The organism is Paenibacillus sp. FW126-R14, assembly GCF_058789495.1.
Genome location: NZ_JBYTBS010000024.1, coordinates 83,123 through 98,791 on the forward strand (window position 1 = coordinate 83,123; position 15,669 = coordinate 98,791).

Annotated in this window: 16 protein-coding genes; 9 read left to right on the forward strand and 7 right to left on the reverse strand. The window is 50.6% G+C overall.

The window, feature by feature from the left end:
• Positions 1-19 precede the first annotated feature (19 nt).
• Entirely contained in the window at positions 20-1,774 is a 1,755-nt protein-coding gene (locus AC3WRW_RS16885; RefSeq protein WP_492547483.1) for a sigma-54-dependent Fis family transcriptional regulator, read from the reverse strand.
• Positions 1,775-2,010: 236 nt separating this feature from the next.
• Here AC3WRW_RS16885 and adh point away from each other — a divergent pair, with 236 nt between their 5' ends.
• The 3 genes from adh to AC3WRW_RS16900 all read left to right on the forward strand — a co-directional run bounded on the left by adh (position 2,011) and on the right by AC3WRW_RS16900 (position 4,667).
• Entirely contained in the window at positions 2,011-3,531 is a 1,521-nt protein-coding gene (gene adh / locus AC3WRW_RS16890; protein WP_492547461.1) for an aldehyde dehydrogenase, read from the forward strand.
• Between the two features lie 12 nt (positions 3,532-3,543).
• Positions 3,544-3,906 carry a DUF779 domain-containing protein gene (locus AC3WRW_RS16895; RefSeq protein WP_492547462.1) on the forward strand — a complete coding sequence of 121 codons (363 nt, stop codon included), beginning with the start codon at positions 3,544-3,546 and terminating at the stop codon, positions 3,904-3,906.
• Positions 3,907-4,208: 302 nt separating this feature from the next.
• Positions 4,209-4,667 (forward strand): hypothetical protein, encoded by a 459-nt coding sequence (locus tag AC3WRW_RS16900; RefSeq protein WP_492547463.1) that lies wholly within the window; start codon positions 4,209-4,211, stop codon positions 4,665-4,667.
• A gap of 92 nt (positions 4,668-4,759) precedes the next feature.
• Here the strand turns inward: AC3WRW_RS16900 and AC3WRW_RS16905 are convergent, their stop codons facing one another.
• The 4 genes from AC3WRW_RS16905 to AC3WRW_RS16920 are packed head-to-tail and all read right to left on the reverse strand — an operon-like array spanning position 4,760 to position 8,531.
• Positions 4,760-5,770, reverse strand: coding sequence for a FecCD family ABC transporter permease (locus AC3WRW_RS16905; protein WP_492547464.1), 1,011 nt, complete (start codon positions 5,768-5,770; stop codon positions 4,760-4,762).
• On the reverse strand, positions 5,767-6,765 hold the full coding sequence (locus tag AC3WRW_RS16910; protein WP_492547465.1) for a FecCD family ABC transporter permease: 999 nt from the start codon (positions 6,763-6,765) through the stop codon (positions 5,767-5,769). The genes AC3WRW_RS16905 and AC3WRW_RS16910 overlap by 4 nt, the downstream gene beginning before the upstream one ends.
• Positions 6,766-6,787: 22 nt before the next feature.
• On the reverse strand, positions 6,788-7,735 hold the full coding sequence (locus AC3WRW_RS16915; protein WP_492547466.1) for an iron-hydroxamate ABC transporter substrate-binding protein: 948 nt from the start codon (positions 7,733-7,735) through the stop codon (positions 6,788-6,790).
• Positions 7,683-8,531, reverse strand: coding sequence for an ABC transporter ATP-binding protein (locus AC3WRW_RS16920; protein WP_492547467.1), 849 nt, complete (start codon positions 8,529-8,531; stop codon positions 7,683-7,685). Before AC3WRW_RS16920 ends, AC3WRW_RS16915 begins: the two co-directional genes overlap by 53 nt.
• 177 nt (positions 8,532-8,708) lie before the next feature.
• Here AC3WRW_RS16920 and AC3WRW_RS16925 point away from each other — a divergent pair, with 177 nt between their 5' ends.
• The 5 genes from AC3WRW_RS16925 to AC3WRW_RS16945 all read left to right on the forward strand — a co-directional run bounded on the left by AC3WRW_RS16925 (position 8,709) and on the right by AC3WRW_RS16945 (position 12,556).
• A complete protein-coding gene (locus AC3WRW_RS16925) occupies positions 8,709-9,758 on the forward strand; it encodes an NAD(P)/FAD-dependent oxidoreductase (protein WP_492547468.1) in 1,050 nt (349 codons plus the stop codon).
• A 77-nt stretch (positions 9,759-9,835) separates the two neighbouring features.
• The gene (locus tag AC3WRW_RS16930) at positions 9,836-10,627 is read left to right on the forward strand and encodes an amino acid ABC transporter substrate-binding protein (protein ID WP_492547484.1); all 792 of its coding nucleotides are present in this window, start codon (positions 9,836-9,838) and stop codon (positions 10,625-10,627) included.
• 12 nt (positions 10,628-10,639) lie between these two features.
• Positions 10,640-11,320, forward strand: a complete 681-nt coding sequence (locus AC3WRW_RS16935; protein ID WP_492547469.1) for an amino acid ABC transporter permease — start codon at positions 10,640-10,642, stop codon at positions 11,318-11,320.
• Positions 11,321-11,335: 15 nt separating this feature from the next.
• Complete coding sequence (locus AC3WRW_RS16940) at positions 11,336-12,103, forward strand: amino acid ABC transporter ATP-binding protein (protein WP_492547470.1); 768 nt, start codon at positions 11,336-11,338, stop codon at positions 12,101-12,103.
• Positions 12,104-12,226: 123 nt separating this feature from the next.
• Entirely contained in the window at positions 12,227-12,556 is a 330-nt protein-coding gene (locus AC3WRW_RS16945; RefSeq protein WP_492547471.1) for a hypothetical protein, read from the forward strand.
• Positions 12,557-12,659: 103 nt separating this feature from the next.
• Here AC3WRW_RS16945 and AC3WRW_RS16950 read toward each other — a convergent pair whose 3' ends face one another.
• Together AC3WRW_RS16950 and AC3WRW_RS16955 are read right to left on the reverse strand one after the other, a co-directional pair.
• The gene (locus tag AC3WRW_RS16950) at positions 12,660-13,583 is read right to left on the reverse strand and encodes a DMT family transporter (protein ID WP_492547472.1); all 924 of its coding nucleotides are present in this window, start codon (positions 13,581-13,583) and stop codon (positions 12,660-12,662) included.
• Positions 13,584-13,748: 165 nt separating this feature from the next.
• Positions 13,749-14,180 (reverse strand): VOC family protein, encoded by a 432-nt coding sequence (locus AC3WRW_RS16955; protein ID WP_492547473.1) that lies wholly within the window; start codon positions 14,178-14,180, stop codon positions 13,749-13,751.
• 260 nt (positions 14,181-14,440) lie between these two features.
• Between AC3WRW_RS16955 and rlmN the strand changes: the two genes are divergently transcribed.
• Positions 14,441-15,523, forward strand: a complete 1,083-nt coding sequence (gene rlmN / locus AC3WRW_RS16960; protein WP_171685476.1) for a dual-specificity RNA methyltransferase RlmN — start codon at positions 14,441-14,443, stop codon at positions 15,521-15,523.
• Positions 15,524-15,669 lie beyond the last annotated feature (146 nt).

Here is a 15,669-nt window from a genome sequence, read left to right on the forward strand (position 1 = left end):
TCGCGCATCTCCGTCATTTTTAAGTGATCCCGTATTCCTCAATCTTACGGTACAAGGTCGTTCTCCCGATCTTCAATCGGGCGGCCGCCTTGCTGAGATTCCATTCCGAGGCCGTCAGCGCCATCCGGATGGCCCGTATTTCCGCTTCCTTCAGCGTTAGCGGACGATCGCCGCCGGATGCTTCGCGGTCACATTCACCCGCAGCTTCGAACATCAGATGCTCCGCGTCAATCGGCTGATCTCCGGCGAGAAAGACGGCCTGCATCAGAATGCCGCTTAGCTCTCTGATATTGCCCGGCCAGCTGTACGCCAGCAGTTTGTGCTTGGCTGCTTCCGTGAAGACGGCGCAGTGCGAAGCATGCTTCTGGAGCAAGTGAAGGGCCAGCGTCAGGAGATCGCTCCTTTCCCGTAAGGCAGGCAGGGTAATGGGGATGCCCTTCAGCCGGTAGTACAGATCGGCCCGGAAGGAGCCGGCCTTCACCTCTAAGGCCAAATCCTTGTTCGTTGCCGCAATGACACGGAGGTTAACCGCTTTGCTCTTCGCGCTGCCAACAGGCGTGATGACTCCCTCCTGGAGCACGCGTAACAACGCGGCTTGCGCTCGAAGAGGCATATCGCCGATCTCATCGAGAAAAATAGTGCCTTTATGCGCAGCCTCGAATTTCCCGATATTGCCGTCCTTGTTTGCGCCAGTGAAAGCGCCGCGGGCATAGCCGAACAGCTCGCTCTCGACCAGGCTGTCGGGGATGGCGCTGCAGTTGAGCGCAATGAACGGCTCAGCCGACCGGCCACTTGCGGTATGGATGGATTGCGCGAACAATTCCTTTCCGACGCCGCTTTCGCCTAATAGCAGGACCGGAAAGTCGGAGGCTGCAGCCCTCTGAGCCAGCTCTTTCTTCTGCACGAATGCCGGGCATGTACCGACAATATCCCTGAATGCATACAGATGCTGGCCACTTCCCGTTGTTCCCGTTGTTCTCCGAATCGAGACGGACTGCCACAGCTTCTGATGCTCATTATGAATGGTTTCGACGGCAAAGCCATCCAGCTTCGGAAATGCTTTGCCGATCGCATCACTGCCCAAAATGCGCATCGCTGCGTGATTCGCCCGAAGGATGCGGTTATCCCGGCTGAGCGAGAGCAGCGGCAAAGGGTGATGCAAGGAGGAGTGCTCCAGTTCTCTTAGGGTAATGAGATGTTCTTTCTTCGATTCTTCCAGCAATAGTTTGTTCTGCAGAGATTGGGCCGCCAAACAGGCAAGCGTATAGGTATAGGCGTGGTAATGTTCTTGCTTGCCGCTAATATTGACGATCCCGATGAGCTCGCCGGTTGTGTTGAAGATGGGGGCAGAGGCGCAGGTTAAGAAGTGGTTAGAGTTAAAATAATGCTCTTCGGCATGCACGCGCACAGGCTTTCTTTCGGCAAGGGCGACGCCGATGGCATTCGTTCCTTTGCGGTGTTCGGCCCAATTGGCGCCTACCTGCAGTTGAACCGCCAGCGCCCGGCGGGAGAAATCGATATCTCCGGCTGTGTGAATAATGGTGCCTTCCGCATCGATCAGCAGCGCCATCTGGCCGGACCGCTTGATATCGTCGTGCAGGTGCTCGAAGATTTGCTCGGTGAACTGTATCGTTTGCTCATTTTGCTTCAGGAGAGATTGCATGTGATTTCCGGATAAAATGTCATCGTCAATGGGGTCGGTGGGCATTAAACCAAATTCGTGGCAGCGCTTCCACGATGCTGCCGCTGCTTCTGATAAAAAGTTGTTTTCCACGGATAGCAAAAGGTACACCTCCATTGCAATCGGTATCTTACCCGATCATACCATAGTTGCTTTTATTAATGGAGAGCTGAACAAAGAATGTCCCAAAATGAAACACATTCGTTGTTCCAAAGTGGAACAGCTATCGTCATGTACGCAGCCTAGCTCCTTTGCGTAACGGGATTTCGCCTGTTGGCACGATTATTGCTTATCTATTTATGTAATCCATTTTAAGGAGGCTGAGCTTCATGATTTATGCACAACCTGGACAAAACGGATCCCGAGTAACTTTCAAAAAACGGTATGAAAACTTTATTGGCGGAGAGTGGGTCGCGCCTGTTAAAGGCCAATACTTTGACAATCCGTCGCCTGTTAATAATCGCGTTTTCTGCGAGATTCCACGCTCTACCTCGGAGGATATCGAGCTGGCTTTAGATGCGGCACATGCTGCGAAGGATGCATGGGGGCGTACGTCGGTTGCCGAGCGTGCGACTGTGTTGAATAAAATCGCCGACCGCATGGAAGCGAATTTGGAAATGCTGGCGGTTGCCGAGACCTGGGACAACGGCAAGCCGGTTCGGGAAACGCTCGCAGCCGATCTGCCGCTGGCGATTGATCATTTCCGCTACTTCGCAGGAAGCATTCGCGCCCAAGAAGGTACGCTCAGCCAATTGGACAACAATATGGTGGCTTATCATTTCCATGAGCCGCTGGGTGTCGTCGGCCAGATTATTCCGTGGAACTTCCCGCTGCTCATGGCAACCTGGAAGCTTGCCCCGGCGCTTGCCGCCGGCAATGCCGTCGTCCTGAAGCCTGCCGAGCAAACACCGGCTTCCATCCTGGTGCTGCTTGAGCTCATCCAAGATATACTGCCGCCAGGCGTCGTCAACGTCGTAAACGGCTTCGGGCTTGAAGCGGGCAAGCCGCTTGCCTCGAGCAGCCGAATCTCGAAGATTGCCTTTACCGGCGAAACGACGACGGGCCGCTTAATTATGCAATATGCTTCGCAAAATTTAATTCCCGTCACCCTGGAGCTGGGCGGCAAGTCCCCGAACATCTTCTTTGAGGATGTGCTTGCCCGGGATGACGCATTCTTCAACAAAGCGCTCGAAGGTTTCGCGATGTTCGCCCTCAATCAAGGGGAAGTGTGTACCAGCCCTTCCCGCGCCCTGATTCAGGAGTCGATTTACGATCAATTCATGGAAAGAGCTCTGAAGCGGGTCTCTGCCATCACGCAGGGCAACCCTCTGGACACAGCGACCATGATCGGGGCGCAGGCTTCTACCGAGCAAGTTGAGAAAATTATGAGCTATATCAGCATTGGCACGCAGGAAGGTGCGGAATGCCTGATTGGCGGAGACAGGGCGAAAGTGGAAGGGGAGCTTTCCGAAGGCTATTATATTCAGCCAACCGTGCTGAAGGGGCATAACAAAATGAGAATCTTCCAAGAGGAGATTTTCGGACCTGTGCTTTCGGTGACGACGTTCAGGGACCAGGAAGAAGCATTGGCCATTGCCAACGACACGCTCTATGGCCTTGGCGCAGGCGTTTGGACGCGCGACATGAACACGGCCTACCGGATGGGCCGCAGCATCGAGGCCGGTCGCGTATGGACCAACTGCTATCATGCCTACCCGGCACACGCTGCCTTCGGCGGCTATAAGAGCTCGGGCATCGGCCGTGAGAATCACAAAATGATGCTGTCGCATTACCAGCAGACCAAAAACCTGCTCGTGAGCTACAGTCCCGATGCGCTCGGTTTCTTCTAAGAGAGCTTGGCGATGACAGAAGTGAGCAAGGTTATTGCTACGGATGCCGCTCTAGAGCTAATTGAAACCGTAAAGGCCAAACATGGACCCGTTATGTTTCACCAATCCGGCGGCTGCTGTGACGGCAGCTCTCCCATGTGCTACGCGCAGGGGGAGTTTCTGATCGGCGACAGCGACGTCTGGCTGGGCGACATAGGCGGCGCTCCCTTTTATATGAGCAAGCCGCAGTACGATTATTGGAAAAATACGATGTTGATCATCGACGTGGTTCCCGGCAGGGGCGGGATGTTCTCGCTTGAGGGCCCCGAGGGCCGGCGGTTTCTGACACGCTCAAGGATGTTTACGGAGGAAGAACGGCGTGCTCTAGGTTTATAGCGGAGGAGAGTAAGCGGTACGCACTAGCATTGAAAAAGAACTCAGCGATGCTCTCATCGCTGGGTTCTTTCATGTTAGCTTTTATCCACCATGGGGAGTCTAAATACCCACCCAATCCGCACTCCTAATGCGAATAGGTATATAGATCCAAATTAAGGCAGGAAAGGGAACCGAAGATGTTTGGCAGGACACCAAATCTTCCGGCAATCCCGGCCGGATTCAGGTAAGCTGGCGCCCGCCTCTTATCATGGAAATGAGCCTGAGCAGGTGAACTCCATGATTCAAGATAAGGAGGACATCAAATGGACAACGAACAGGCGAGAGAAGCAACGCGTCATTTTACAGTTACGGATGACCTATTTCGCTATCCAGGGATGGATATTTATACGCAAATGACGGTCATTCTATTGAAATGCTTTTCCTCAGAATCGAACATCCCCGAGCTGGTTGATCTCGCTAGGCTTGGCAGGATGAACCTTAAGCAGGCTACCAAAGCCATGCAAGACCTCGTCGAAATGAAAATTATTTCCCAGAAAATGTTTCGCCGGATGGTCGGCGAATTTCAGGACGATCGGCTCTCGTGGGCAGCCAAGGGCTTGCTTGCTTTTTGCAAAGAGCATCCTAAGATTGACATCAACGATCTTCTGGACCTGTCCAGCGCATCGGGTGAGGACGAGAGCAGCATACGCCGGGCACTGACGGAGCTGCACCAGTATGGTTACTTGGACGAGTACCCTGCATGGAGTCAAATTGCCAATTAGTCCAGTTAAATCCGATTAAAGGAAAAGACCGTCGGGGTTCTTTAAGAACCTAGACGGTCTTATTAAGGCGCTTTATGCGATGAGCAGCAAGCTCACGCTTTTCGCAACAATAAATACATAAAATACGGCGCCCCGATCAATGCCACCATAATGCCAGCCGCGATTCCATCCGGGTCGAGCAGATTGCGTCCGACGGTGTCTGCCAGAAGCAGGAGCCATCCGCCGATGAGAATAGCCACTGGAATGAATAGTTGATTCCGCGGTCCGACCAACGCTTTGGCGATGTGCGGAGCCATAAGCCCGATAAAGCTAATGCCGCCTGTGACCGAAACGGCCGATGCGGCAAGCGCTACGGCGGCGATAAGCAGCACGACACGCTCCTTTTCGACCGATACGCCAACTCCGATGGCGACAGGCTCGCTAAGTCCGAGAAGGTTTAATCGGTTTGCTTTGTACAAAGTGAACGGAATGAGCACGACGATCCACGGCAGCAGCGCCCAAATGAAAGGCCAGTCGGCTCCCCAAATGTTGCCGGCCAGCCATTTGGCAATAAAGTCCACCTTCGCACGTTCCGCAGACGAGATCACAACGATCATGATGCCGGACAGCGCCATCGAGAAGCCAATCCCCATGAGCACCAGCCGGACAGGCTGAAGACCCTCTTTTCGACGATACGAAAGCAGATAAATACAGGCTGCGGTCAGCAAGGCCCCGACGAAAGCGACCAGCGGAAGAAAATAAACGAAGGAGCCTGCTTTAACCGGGAAAAAGAGAAAGAAAACAGCCACGGCCACACCCGCACCGGAGTTAATCCCGATAATGCCGGGGTCCGCTAAATCATTTCGTGTAATACCCTGCAGAATCGCACCGGAGAGGGCAAGCGCCATACCGGCCAGCAAGGTGATCAAAATGCGCGGCAGCCGGATCGAGAAGAGCACGAATTCTTCTTTAAAAGTCCCCTGACCGAGCAGGGTAGGGAGCAATCTGTTGTAGGACAGCGACGAGTAGCCTAGCCCCATACCGATCACAATCGTAACGAGAATCAAAGCCAGCGCGCCGACTAGGAGCAAGCGTTGTTTTCTGAGCAGGGATGGATGAATCATGGGAAAGCTTTGCCTCCTTTGCGCACGATATACAGGAAGAAGGGTAAGCCCAGCATCGCGACAATAGCAGCCACAGGCGTTTCATAAGGCGAGTGAATGGTACGCCCAAGCGTATCGGCGAGCAACATGAACGTGCCGCCGAATACCGCGGACATCGGAAGGATGAACCGGTAATCGGTGCCCACGATGGCACGCACGATATGCGGTATCATCAGGCCGATGAAAGCCATGTTGCCGACAAGGGCAACGGAAGCGCCCGCCAGCAAAATAATGACGAAGAAAAGAACCGCTTTGATTTGCGCTGTTTTTTGCCCTAATCCCACAGCAACCTCTTCGCTTAAGCTCAGAATGGTCAGCTGTCTGGAGAGAAAGAGGGCGACCAGCGAACCGCCCGCGATAAAGGGGACGATCACTTTCAATTGGCTCCATGAGGTGCCGATTAATCCGCCCGATGTCCACATGGAAACATCTTTTGAGATTTTGAAATAAAGGCCAAGACCATCGGAAACGGCATATAAAAAGGCAGATACCGCAGCTCCTGCGAGCACAATGCGGATAGGCGAGAAGCCGCCCTTTTTCACCGCGCCGATGCCGAAAACCAGAAGCGCCCCGATGGCCGCTCCCAGGAAGCAAGCGAGCATGATGCCTAAATAGCTTGTTGATGGGAATAAAGCAATCGTAAAAGCTAACGCTGCGTTGGCTCCTGCCGTTAACCCCAGCAAACCGGGGTCCGCCAGCGGATTTCGAGTAATCCCTTGCATAATGGCACCGGATACGCCAAGTGCCGCTCCAACGAAAATCCCCGCGATTTCGCGGGGTAATCGAATTTCACGGATGATCGTAATCGTATCGCTTGCCGTGTGTGAAGTTAGTGCCAGCCAGACGTCGGAGACGGTAGCATCTGCTGCGCCGAACACCATTGCGACAACAAACATTCCCACAAACACAAGGAGCCCGAGAGCAAATTTATAACCAAATGAAATGGACTGCTTCATCCGAGAAGGCTCCTTTGCGATGTTATTTAAGCAAGTTTTTGATGAAGAAATCTAACTGGTATTCCAAAGTTACCGGATCATTGAAGTAGAAAACTTTAGCGTTAGCTTCATAAACGTGGCCGTTTTTTGCAGCCGGCGTATTTTTGTATGTCTCTGTTTGCTGGAAGGAGTTGTCCGCGTCCGGGTTTTTACTGAAAATGACGTAGTCGCCCATGAATTGCGGCAGAACTTCCGTAGACAGTGCATAGTAGCCTTCTTTCAAAGCCATTTCCTTCACTTTTGTAGGCATCGGCAATTTCATTTCTTGATACAGAATTTCGGTACCGCGACCCCAGTTGTCGCCGAAAACGTAAAGCTGTTTGTCAAAGCTCTCGATAACGGAAATGGTTTTATCCGCGCCGATTTTCGCTTTAATGTCTGTGCCTGCTTGCTGCGCGCGCTTTTTAAAGTCGTCAACCCAAGCTCTTGCTTCTTTTTCTTTGTTCAAAAGTTTACCGATTTCGATGTGTTGGGTTAAATAGTCGACTTTTCCGTATGTGTATGTAACCGTTGGAGCGATTTGTTTTAATTTCTCAATGTTTTTGACGTTGGAAAGACCGATGATGAGATCAGGTTTGAGTTCAATGATTTTTTCTAAATTTTCATCCGAAACTTCTTTCACATCTTTTAACGTTTTGTCGAAGTTGGGGTTCATTTTCGACCATGAATCCACACCGGCAAGGTTCACACCCAGAGACATGACGTTTCCTGCAAAAGAGGAAAGGACAATAACGCGCTGCGGATTGGCAGGTACTTCAATAGGGCCGCTTTCGGACTGGTAAGTGATCGTTTTGGAACCGGTTGAGGCTGTTGCAGCTCCCGTTGCAGCCGGCGTGCTGGCAGCTTCTTCTTTTTTAGGCGCTGCAGAACCGCATGCGCTAGTAGCTAGCACTAGAATGAAGAGCAGGAATGGCATGAGTATTTTTTTCACTTGAATAATCTCCTTTTAGTAAGTTGTATGTGATACACATTGGCTTATTGGTACGAGGATCTCTTCCGATCTCGGCATCAATCTGGAAAACCTGCTTGAGAACATCCGGCTGCATGACTTCCTCGCAGTCTCCGGCTTTGACGATCTCGCCGTCCTTCAGAGCGATGATATAGTCAGCGAAACGGGCGGCTTGATTCAAATCGTGGAGGACCATGACGATCGTCCGGCCTTGTTCCCGGTTCAATTTCTGCAGCAGCTCGAGCACCTCTAATTGATGGGCCAAATCCAGATAGGTCGTAGGCTCATCAAGGAAAATGATGTCCGTTTCCTGGGCAATGGCCATGGCAATCCAAACGCGCTGCCGTTGACCGCCCGATAAGGAATCGACAGGTCTATACTTGAAGTCTTGGGTTCCCGTCACCTCTAGCGCCCAGTCAATGGCTTCATAGTCCTGTTTCGTTAGCCGGCCAAAGCCGGTTTGATAAGGGAAACGGCCATAGGAAACTAATTCACCAACGGTTAATCCGCTGGCGCTTTCAGGCGTTTGAGGAAGGATTGCCATCTTCTTGGCCAGCACCTTCGTGTTTTCTTTGGAAATAAGCGCCCCGTCCAGAACAATGCGCCCGGACTGGTGAGGTATAATCCGGGTTGTCGCTTTCAGCAAAGTGGACTTGCCGCAGCCATTCGCGCCGATGATCGTCGTAATTTTCTTGTCGGGTATGGCGGCACTGAGATTTTTGACAATTGAGCGTTCCCCATAGCCAATGTTGAGTTCATCTATATACAGGCGAACCATGTTACACCTCCATGACATCGTCGATAGTGATAATCATTATCACTAAAAGGACTAAACATACTTTAAGGCAACAACATGAGGTTGTCAATAATTATTTGTTGTAAAAAGAAAATTTAAGACGTATATTTAATTGATAATGATAATCAATTTCATGGACGTGAGAAGGAGTGAATGGATATGGATGCTAAGGAACTATTTGATGTGACTGTCATCGGGGGAGGTCCGGCAGGACTTTACTCTGCTTTCTATAGCGGTTTAAGAGAAATGAAAACGAAGATTATTGAATACCAGCCGCAGCTAGGCGGGAAAGTGCATGTGTATCCGGAAAAGATGATCTGGGACGTTGGCGGTCATACGCCGCTTCCTGGTGCCAAACTCATCGAGAAGCTTGTCGAACAAGGCTTAACGTTCCAGCCGGAAGTCGTTCTCGGTGAGAAAGTGGAGTCGATCAGGCGCAATGAAGAAGGGATCTTCGAACTGCTTACCGCTTCCGGCACGAAGCATTGGTCGAAAACCGTCATTGTCGCGGTAGGCGGAGGCATTCTTAATCCGAAAAAGCTGGAAATCGAGGGTGCGCAGCGGTACGAGGTATCCAATTTGAATTACACCGTGAAGTCCTTGGAGCGCTTTAAGGATAAAACCGTCATCATTTCAGGCGGCGGAAACTCAGCCGTGGATTGGGCCAATGAGTTAGAGCCTGTTGCCGGCAAGGTCTATTTAACCTATCGCAAAGAAGCGCTCTCCGGTCATGAAGCCCAAGTGAAGCAGCTCTTGGAAAGCTCTGTCACTTGTATATTTAATTCCTCGATCTCCAAATTAATTGCCGGCACAAACCACGAAACAATCGAACATGTCCAGCTTGAGAACCACGAAACGGGAGAAATGTCGTACTTGAGCGTCGATGAAGTGATCATTAATCACGGTTACGAGCGGGATATGACCCTGCTTCAAAACAGCGAAGTGAAAATCGACATCGTAGACGATTATTACATTAAAGGCAGCGCGGCGAGCGAATCTTCCATCGAGGGCATTTATGCAGCTGGAGATATTCTTCATCATGAGGGGAAGGTCCATCTGATTGCCGGTGCTTTCCACGATGCGGCGAACGCTGTCAATAAAGCGAAACTGTACATACAGCCAGAAGCCAATAAGATTGCTATGGTTTCCTCGCATAATGAGGTTTTCAAAGAACGCAACCGGGAACTAGTGAAGCAAATGTTCAGCTAATCCGACTCTTAAAATTGGCTCGTTTGGGAATAATACCTCTCGTAACAGCAAAACGGATTGTTGACGGGAGGTTGCAAATTGAAGAGAGTCATGAGATTAGCCTTCACGCTAACCGCAGTACTACGCTTGCGGGCTGTGGCGCCAAGGACGGGCAGAAGGCGGGAGCGAGCGTCGCTCCGTCTGCTAAGCCTGCAGCCGAAATTACGATTGGGACCGAAGGGACGTATGCGCCATTCACGTTTCATGATAAAAGCGGAACTTTGACAGGCTTTGATGTCGAAATTGCCCAGGAAGCGGCCAAACGGAGCGGTCTCACACCGCGTTTCATAGAAACCAAGTGGGACGGCATGATCGCCGGGCTCGATGCGAAACGGTATGACATGATCGCCAACGAAGTGGCGGTGCGTCCGGACCGCTTGGAGAAATACGATATGTCCGACCCGTATATCGTATCCCGGGCGGTTCTTGTCGTTAACGCGAACAACAACGATATTAAATCGCTGGATGACTTGAAGGGGAAGAAAGTCGGTCAATCCCTCGACAGCAATTACCGGAAAATCGCGGAGGAGCACGGCGCGACGAACACCGTGGTAGAAGGCTTCAACCAAGCGGTCGATTTGTTGACTTCGGGCCGCATTGACGGGACGATCAATGACAGCCTTTCGTATTTGGATCTGAAGAAGCAGCGTCCGGACCTGCCGATCAAAACCGTCTACGAAGAGCCGAGCGCCACCAGCAACGGCTTCTTGTTTCGCAAGGGAAGCACCGATCTTGTGCAAAAGGTGAATAAAGCACTGGCCGACATGAAGTCCGACGGAACGTATTTGAAGATTTCGCAGAAATGGTTCAATAGCGATGTATCGAAGTAAAGGGACCGGCCTATGACAACTGAACGCACGGAGCGAATTATAGGAATCCTCAGTGATTCCTTTTTTCCCATTGTTAAGGCAGGCTTGGCCTACACGATTCCCCTTACCTTAATTACGTTTACATTAGGACTGATTTTGGCTTTCCTGACGGCGTTAGCCCGTTTATCCGATTTCAAGCCATTGGTGCTTATTGCGAAATTCTATGTCTGGGTATTTCGCGGCACGCCGCTGCTTGTTCAGCTGTTCATTCTTTTCTACGGATTCCCGAGTCTGGGGATTACGCTGGAGCCTTTTCCGACGGCGATTATAGGTTTTACCTTAAATAAGGGGGCCTACAGCTCGGAAATTATACGCGCCGCGATTCTTTCGATTCCCAAAGGGCAGAGAGAAGCCGCGTATTCGATTGGCATGACGAAGTGGCAGGCGATGCGGCGCATCATTCTTCCGCAGGCAGTTCGTGTCGCGATACCGCCGCTTGGCAACTCTTTTATCAGTCTCACGAAGGATACCTCGCTTGCGGCAACGATTACGGTCACGGAGATGTTTCAAAAAGGGCAGCAGATCGCGGCGGTGACCTATGAGCCGTTATGGCTGTACATGGAGGTAGCTGCGGTTTACCTGGTGTTCAGCACGGTGCTTTCCTATTTCCAGAGCAGTCTGGAAAGACGGTATGAACGCAGTGCAGCAACGTAGAAGGAGGGCTTGGGCATGATTCAGATCGAACAGCTGCAGAAGCATTTTCATGGCGTGGAAGTTCTGAAGGGGATCGATTTATCCGTTCCCAAAGGTACGACGACGGTCATCATCGGGCCCTCCGGCTCAGGGAAAACGACGCTGCTGCGGTGCCTTAATTTGCTGGAGATTCCAAGCGAGGGCAGGCTTGTCTTAGCGGATACGAGCCTCTCTTTTAGCGGCAAGCAGAGATTAAATCACGCCGCTTTGATGGCGATACGCAAACAAACGGGAATGGTTTTTCAGAACTACAACTTGTTTCCGCACTTAACGGCGTTACAGAATGTGATGGAAGGGCCTGTCATTGTTCAAAAGCGCCCCAAATCGGATGCCCGGAGCTTATCTTTGCAACTGCTGGACAAGGTCGGGCTGCGGGATCGCGCGGGCAGTTACCCGCATGAGCTTTCCGGCGGACAGCAGCAGCGCGTGGGCATTGCCCGTGCCATGGCTTTGCATCCGAAGGTTCTATTATTCGATGAGCCGACCTCTGCGCTGGACCCGGAGCTTGTAGGCGAAGTGCTGCAGGTTATGAAGGACCTGTCGGCCGAAGGGATGACCATGGTCATTGTGACGCATGAAATGGGGTTTGCCAGAGAAGTGGCCGATCAAGTCGTGTTCATGGACCAGGGGATCATTATGGAAAGAGGGACGCCTGAGCAAGTGTTTGAACTGTCAAATAACGAACGTACCATGCAATTTCTGAGAAAAATACAGGGAGGACCCAAGTTTACAAATTCCTCCTAACAATAGACGACAATTTTCCTCGGAATTCCCGAAAAATACTATAAACTTGCTCTCCTCACTTCGACAGATATTACAAGCCGGGTGTTGTACTATTTGAGTACATACATCTAGGAGGTGCCATGGTTGATAGATAAGAACATGAAGAGCAGGGCCGTTTGGTTCGTGAAGAGTGACATTGAGCGGGTTTTGAGGGATTTGGAAAGCGGAATCATTACTAGAGACCAAGCCATTGGCAGCTTGAATACGCTTTTTAACATCTCTTCCGGAATTGAAGATACGAAGTATATGCAAATGATTTGCAGGATTACTGCCTACATACGAACGACAAGCTTTTACGGTCAAATCAAGAAAATGTATGCGAATAAGCAGTTTCATGAACAGCCCGCGCCTGTACCCGTCCCTGAAGAGATACCGGCCCCTCCTATGAAGATGCTTGAGAAGATCGTTCGATAAGCATTTTACATGGTTTCTGTAGAAAAAAAGCCTTTCATCCGATTGGTAGAGACGGATGGAAGGCTTTTTATGAGTAGATAAGAAAATCCTTGACCGCCGAATGTTACTGCGTTGTGACGATGCTCTTGCGGTTCGCTTTGCCTTGCGGCAAGCCCGGCTTCGCTTTACGGTTGACCATATAAATGCTGACCGCAATTAAGACAAGCCCGAGGAGCAAATACACGGAGAACGGCTCGTGCAAGAACAAGGTTCCGCTTATTACGGATATCAAAGGGACTAAGAACGTGTATGAGGCAACCTTGCTGGCATCTCCGGAATGAACGAGTGTGAAATAGACGACCCAAGAAGCAGCAATTCCGAATACCGCTCCGAAAATAAGCCCTACGAGATAAGAGGCGTTCCACGTAATAGAGGACCACTGCTCTGTGCTGGAGCCCAGCGTCGTGAGAACAATGCCTCCGAGTATGCATTGAAAGGCTACGAGCCAGATGGAGTCTACGCGGTGGCTGACTTTTTTCACATAAATCGTGCCAATGGACCAGGCCAGCGATGTAATAAGCGCCAGTACGATGCCGAGGATAGCGACATGGCCGGATAAGCCTCCGGCGCTAACTGCGGCAACCCCGAGAAATCCGATAAGCAGTCCGAGAATTTTGACGGCGTTCATGGCTTCCCCGAGCCAGATCCAAGCCAAGATGCCTACAAGCACAGGCTGCAAATATACAATGACCGAAAATAACCCCGAGGGCATGTAAAGCAAGCCAATGGTCTGCAAAGCATAGAAAAGGATGACGTTGAACACCGATGAAAGCAAATAGACGGACCAATTAGCTTTCCAGCGGATTTGCTTCCACTTCGGGATATATAGACAAGCCAACAGTAAGCCGCCAATGAGCGTGCGCATGCCAGCGAACAGAAGCGGCGGTGTGTAAGCTAGCGCAATTTTGTAGATCGGCCAGGAAATTCCCCAGACAATAACCAAAAATGCGATCAGGCCAATCGTTTTAGAACGGGATAATTCCTTCATGATGTCGTATGTTCTCCTTTGATGTATTAAAGGTGTAGAAAAAAACCTAAGCTCCTATCATACGCCTCAAACTTGATGGAATCAAATGGGACTATCTTCCCTATAAATAGAAGGGGCTGCCCCAAGTAGATACATCTACGATTGGGACAGCCCACTCTTATTGGATTAATTGTTGGTTGGTAGATCCGTGAAAATGTGGAAGGTAACGCCGAACTTATCGACTACCTGGCCATACCCAGGGCTAAAATGCGTTTCTGTCAGCGGCATGATCACGCGTCCGCCATCCTCCAGAGCATGGTAGATCTGTCTGGCTTTCTCGATTTCTTTAATCGAGATACAGATGGTAACATTCTCGCCTTTCTGAACGGGCTGTCCCGGGAATGTGTCGGATAACATCAGACGGGTGTCGCCTACCATTAGCATCGCATGGCCGATAAGCTCTTTCGCTTCCTCAGGCAGAGGGAACTCGGGATTTGCCGGCATTTCGCCAAACGTTTGTGTGAAGACCAATTGGGCACCTAAAGCCTTCTCATAAAACTGAATAGCTTCCTTCCCATTTCCTTCCATGACTAGATAAGGGTCTAAACGTACTGTCATCATCGATCAGCTCCTGGGGCTCATATTAGTAGAAACAGGGTAAAAATGTGTACCTCTTATTATTACCATAAAACGCCTAAAAAATAAAGAACATATGTTCGAATTTTTATAAATTCATTGTAAATTATTGAGTCCGGCGCTGGAAGCTCACTCCTCTTGTGTTCACGCACGATTTTTGGCACAATAATAACTAGATGGTAGGCTTCGGCTGCTTAGTAGAACTTGGACTGTACGTGAAAGTCTTGAAAAGAGGAAAACAAATGAACAAAGGGTCCATTTATGGATTAACGTTTGACCAATTGGTTGCTTGGCTCGCTGAGAAAGGGTTCAAAAAGTCGCGGGCTTTGCTTGTTTGGGATTGGCTGTACCGGAAGCGCGTCACCGCCTTCTCGGAGATGACGGATGTGAAACAAGACTGCCTGCAGGTGTTGGAAGAGCATTTTGCCATCCAAACCTTAACAGAGCATTTAAAACAAGAGTCGGCGGACGGGACGATCAAATTTCTGTTCAAGCTGATGGACGGAAATCTGATTGAAACGGTGCTGATGCGGCATAAATACGGCCTGTCCGTTTGTGTAACGACACAGGTTGGCTGCAATATCGGGTGCAGCTTCTGCGCGAGCGGGCTGCTTGCCAAGAGCCGGGATCTCACCGCCGCGGAAATCGTGGAACAAATTATGAAGGTTCAGCTTCATTTGGACAGCAAGGGCGCTGACGAGCATGTCAGCCATATTGTCGTGATGGGGATTGGAGAACCTTTCGATAATTTCAAAAACATGGTGGATTTCATCCGCGTCGTCAAGGATCAGAAAGGGCTCGATATCGCTGCGAGACATATTACCGTTTCGACGAGCGGTCTGGCTGATAAAATTAGAGAATTCGCGGACTCCGATTTGCGAACGAACCTCGCGATTTCCTTGCATGCCCCGACGAACGAGCTTCGTACGCGGATCATGAAAATCAACAAAGCCATTCCGATTGAGAAGTTGATGGACTCGATTGAATACTACTTGGAGAAAACGAACCGTAGAATTACGATCGAGTATATTTTGCTGAAAGACGTGAATGACGGCCGGGAGCATGCTCTCCAGTTAGCCGAGCTGATCCAGCACATTCGCCAGCTTGCCAACGTGAATCTCATCCCGTACAATCCGGTGGATGAGCACAGCCAGTATCAACGAAGCGAGCGGGAGTCGGTGCGGGCTTTCTATGACACGCTGAAAAAGCAGGGCATCTCCTGCAGCGTCCGCTTGGAGCACGGCACGGACATTGATGCGGCTTGCGGACAATTACGAAGCAAGCAGATTAAGAAATCCACTGAGGACAACTTGGTTGCCCAGTAGAGAAAAGAACCTTCCATTCCACGTTTTGTGGGTTGGAAGGTTCTTTTATTTGATAAGAGGGAACTACAGGGCGCGAGCGACCAATGGTAAAGTCGTGTAATTTAGCAGGTGGAACTCCTGCTTGGAAAGGCAAAAGCCATGCCGCC